Here is a 4,063-nt window from a genome sequence, read left to right as displayed (position 1 = left end):
CTACAGGTACATAGGTAAGGCAGAGGATCATTGCACCCAGCAAGGCAAAACTAAAGGTCAGTGCCATGGGGCGGAACATCTTGCCCTCTACCCCACTAAGGGATAACACCGGGATAAAGACTATAAGAATAATGAACTGTCCGAATATGGCCGAATTCATCATCTTTGAAGCGGCGGCAAGGGTTACATCGTCCTGCTTCTGGCGGGAAACAGACGCGGCTTCCTCCTTGCCAATACGAGCAAACTGAAAGGCCGTGAATTCCACTATGATCACGGCGCCATCGATGATGATCCCAAAATCTATGGCCCCAAGGCTCATAAGGTTGGCGTCCACACCGAACGCATACATCAGAGAGATCGCAAACAAGAGGCTTAACGGGATTATGGAGGCCACTACAAAACCCGATCTGAAATTTCCCAGTAAGAGTACCACCACGAAGACAACAATAAGGCACCCCAGAACCAGATTTTCGGTTACCGTAGTGGTGGTTTTTCCAATCAGTTCGCTTCGTTCCAGGAAATCATTGATATAAACACCTTCGGGTAACGTTGTGGAAATATGGGCTACACGTTCCTTTACCGCATCGATCACTTCCTTGGAGTTGGCATTCTTGAGCATCATTACCTGTCCCAACACCTTTTCCCCCTGGGCGTTTCCGGTTATGGCCCCAAAACGAGTGGCACTGCCATGACCCACTTCCGCAAGGTCTTTGATCAGTATGGGTACGCCATTTTTATTTACTACAACGGTTTGTTCGATATCAGAAAGGGAGGTTATAAGGCCCTCTCCCCTGATGAAATACGCCTGGTTTAGTTTTTCAATATACCCGCCTCCTGCAACGCTGTTATTCTTTTCCAGGGCATCGAATACCTCAGTTATACTGACCTCAAGCGCCTGCAGTTGCTCAGGGTCAATGGCGATCTCGTACTGTTTCAACTGGCCTCCCCAGGTATTGATTTCCACTACACCCGGGATGCCGGATAATTGTCTTTTTACGATCCAGTCCTGTATGGTCCTGAGGTCCATGGCCGAATACTGTGTTTCATATCCTGGGCGCGTATCCAGGATATACTGGTAGATTTCCCCCAAACCTGTTGAGATCGGACCCATCTCCGGGTTGCCAAATCCTTCGGGAATTTTTTCACTGGCCGTCTTAATTTTCTCTGCGATCAGCTGCCGGGGAAGGTAGGTCCCCATGGCATCTTCAAACACTATGGTCACAACAGAAAGCCCGAATTTGGAAATGGAACGAATCTCCTGTACACCCGGTAAATTGGCCATTTCCAGCTCCACGGGGTAGGTCACGAATTGCTCCATGTCCTGGGTAGAGAGGTTCCTGGAGGTAGTGATGACCTGAACCTGGTTATTGGTGATATCCGGGACGGCACCTATAGAGATCTGGGTCAATGCGTAAACCCCAAATAAGGCAGCAAATGAAATGGTAAGCAGAACCAGCAGCTTATTGCGCAGACTGAATTGAATTATTTTTGTAAGCATCTTCCATGAATTGGCAGTGGAACTTCACCCATCAGATGTGGGTGTTAACAATCTTGGGGATCAGAGCTGCCTGGGGGGTTGAAAGATGTCAAATTTGGCTATTGAAGCGTAATTATCCAGATAGTGATAATTACCGTTGGAATCTGCAAGAGACCAGGATTTAAGGGGGAGCAGGGATTGAGATAGGCCCGCCAAGTGAGCTAGAACCGGAACAAAGGACTGATGGTGAAAGGGCAGGTCTTCATGCTCCGAATGTTCCTGGTGCTCCCTTTCATGATCCTGCTGCAAGTCTCCGTAGTGTTTGGAAAGGAAGACAAAAAAACCATCCCCGTAGTCCTCTGCGTGATACCGTGCATGTTCCAGCAAGGTATCTATCCTGGTAATATCCTGCATATCCCAGAAGGTACTTTGCAGGAGGACCAGAAAAGCGAGCAATATGGCAGGGAAACGTTCCATGTCTCCAACTAAATTATTAAAAATATCACGATCTAATGTAACCCTTTTTACACCCAGGGTCTTCTCCGGATTCTCCGTAGAAAAATTCATATCAAATCTAAAGGACACAGGCGGGATATTTCATGACATAAATCAGGCGCTTCAGGTGCTGATGATCTGAAAATACTTCCCTATATTTGTCCCGCTAAACCAGCTGCCCAGGTGCTGGAATTGGTAGACAGGCATGGTTGAGGGCCATGTGTCCATTAGGGCGTATGGGTTCGACTCCCATCCTGGGCACTGAAAAACCCCTAAGTGATTTCATTTAGGGGTTTTCTTATCTTGTTCCCGAGTAAGCTGTTCTAATTGAAAAATATTCTAGTCATTGGGGGTGGTATTGTAGGATTGAGCTCCGCATATTACCTGTCTGAAGCTGGTCATGAGGTCACCATCCTGGATAAATCGGATCTTTCAGGAGGGGCATCCTATGTGAATGCAGGATATTTGACACCGAGCCATATCATCCCCCTGGCGTCGCCCGGCATGATGGCCAAAGGAATAAAATGGATGTTCAACAGCAGCAGCCCGTTTTATATGAAACCCCGCCTGGACCCGGACTTTATAAAATGGGCGTGGTACTTTCACCGGTCCTCTACCAAAGCCCATGTGGAAAAGGCCATCCCTTTAATTAAAGATCTCAACCTGCTCAGCAAGGAGCTGTACACCTCATGGCACGACTCAGGGGAAATGGGAGATTTCCAACTGGAGAAAAGGGGATTACTAATGCTTTACAAGACACAAAAGGAAGGGGCTCACGAAAAAGAAGTGGCCCGTAGGGCTTCTGCCCTGGGACTGGAGGTAAAAGAACTGACTGCCAAAGAATTGCACAAGATCCAACCCAACCTGAGTACTGACATCCTTGGGGCTGTTCATTATGAATGCGATGCGCACACCTCCCCCCACGAAATCATGAAAAAATTAAAGGTCCACCTGAAGGAACAAGGTGTGATCTTCAATACCGGAGAAGAAGTCAGTGATTTTGAATATAAGGGGGATAGGATCTTAAGGGTAAATACCTCCAGAAAAATGTATACCCCCGATGAGGTAGTTCTGGCCTCAGGTTCCTGGTCACAACTCCTGGCAAAAAAACTGAATTTAAGTTTACCCGTACAGCCGGGCAAGGGGTATAGGATCGATGTGCACCGGGTTACCCCGGTTACCTTACCGGCCATTCTTATGGAAGCGAAGGTTGCGGTTACCCCTATGAAAGGATTTACCCGCTTTGCGGGCACTATGGAGTTGTCCGGGATCAATCATAAGATTCGAAAGGAACGGGTTAGGGCCATAGCGCAGGCCGCAGAAGCGTATTACACAGATCTTTCGATCAACCAGGCGGAACAAGAAGCGGCCCAATGCGGTTTACGACCGGTTTCCCCTGACGGGCTTCCTTATATTGGCCGCTCCTCGAAATTCAGTAATCTTGCGATTGCCACAGGGCACGCCATGATGGGATGGAGCCTTGGGCCTGCCACGGGAAAATTGATAGCCGAAGTTATATCGGACCAAAAGCTATCGATGGAACTCAGTGGTTTTCACCCCGACCGAAAGTTTTAGTCCAGCTTCCTGATCCTGACGTTGCGAAACCACACTCCAGCACCATGGTCCTGCAAACCGATATGTCCGGAATTGGCCTTTCCATAGCCAGGATATTCTTCCCATTTACCGCTATCCCTCCGCTTTTGCCAATCATCAGAGAATTTATCAAATGCCACGATCTTTGCTCCGTTTAACCAGTGTTCTACCTTGCCTTTATTGAAAATGACCTTACTGGAATTCCACTCTCCTGCCGGTTTCAAAGTTTTATCCGGGTCTGCCACATACATGGCATAGTCCGCACCGGTCAGCTGCCAGTCTTCAAGGGGTTCCGGAAAGCCGACATCATCCAATAGCTGATATTCAGGTCCGGTCTCATACGGGGAATGGTACTTCGGGGATTCCACGACGTGGTAAAAAATCCCGCTATTTCCACCGGCCCTTATTTTCCATTCGAGCTGAAGCTCAAAATTACCAAACTGTTCATGGGTAATGATGTCCCCCCCCATGTCTCCGGCTGTTCCATAGCATTCAATA

4 protein-coding genes and 1 tRNA gene are annotated in these 4,063 nt (G+C 48.2%); 2 read left to right on the top strand and 3 right to left on the bottom strand.

Translation table 11 applies throughout. From position 1 onward, the window contains the following. Positions 1-1,498, bottom strand: a 1,498-nt coding sequence (locus AC4E7D_RS12475; RefSeq protein WP_490174116.1) for an efflux RND transporter permease subunit, incomplete at its 3' end; no start/stop codon positions are given. A 60-nt stretch (positions 1,499-1,558) separates the two neighbouring features. After that, entirely contained in the window at positions 1,559-2,062 is a 504-nt protein-coding gene (locus AC4E7D_RS12470) for a hypothetical protein (RefSeq protein ID WP_490174115.1), read from the bottom strand. An 87-nt stretch (positions 2,063-2,149) separates the two neighbouring features. Here AC4E7D_RS12470 and AC4E7D_RS12465 point away from each other — a divergent pair. Beyond that, positions 2,150-2,233: transfer RNA gene (locus AC4E7D_RS12465), tRNA-Leu, on the top strand. A 66-nt stretch (positions 2,234-2,299) separates the two neighbouring features. Then, the gene (locus tag AC4E7D_RS12460) at positions 2,300-3,547 is read left to right on the top strand and encodes an NAD(P)/FAD-dependent oxidoreductase (protein ID WP_490174114.1); all 1,248 of its coding nucleotides are present in this window, start codon (positions 2,300-2,302) and stop codon (positions 3,545-3,547) included. Here the strand turns inward: AC4E7D_RS12460 and AC4E7D_RS12455 are convergent. Then, positions 3,544-4,063 (bottom strand): 3-keto-disaccharide hydrolase (locus AC4E7D_RS12455; RefSeq protein ID WP_490174113.1); only part of this gene is annotated, 520 nt, incomplete at its 5' end. The genes AC4E7D_RS12460 and AC4E7D_RS12455 overlap by 4 nt on opposite strands.

This window comes from Lentiprolixibacter sp. (genome assembly GCF_982873095.1).
Note: the sequence above shows the minus strand (reverse complement) of the source record. Positions and strands in the feature narration are given on the sequence as shown.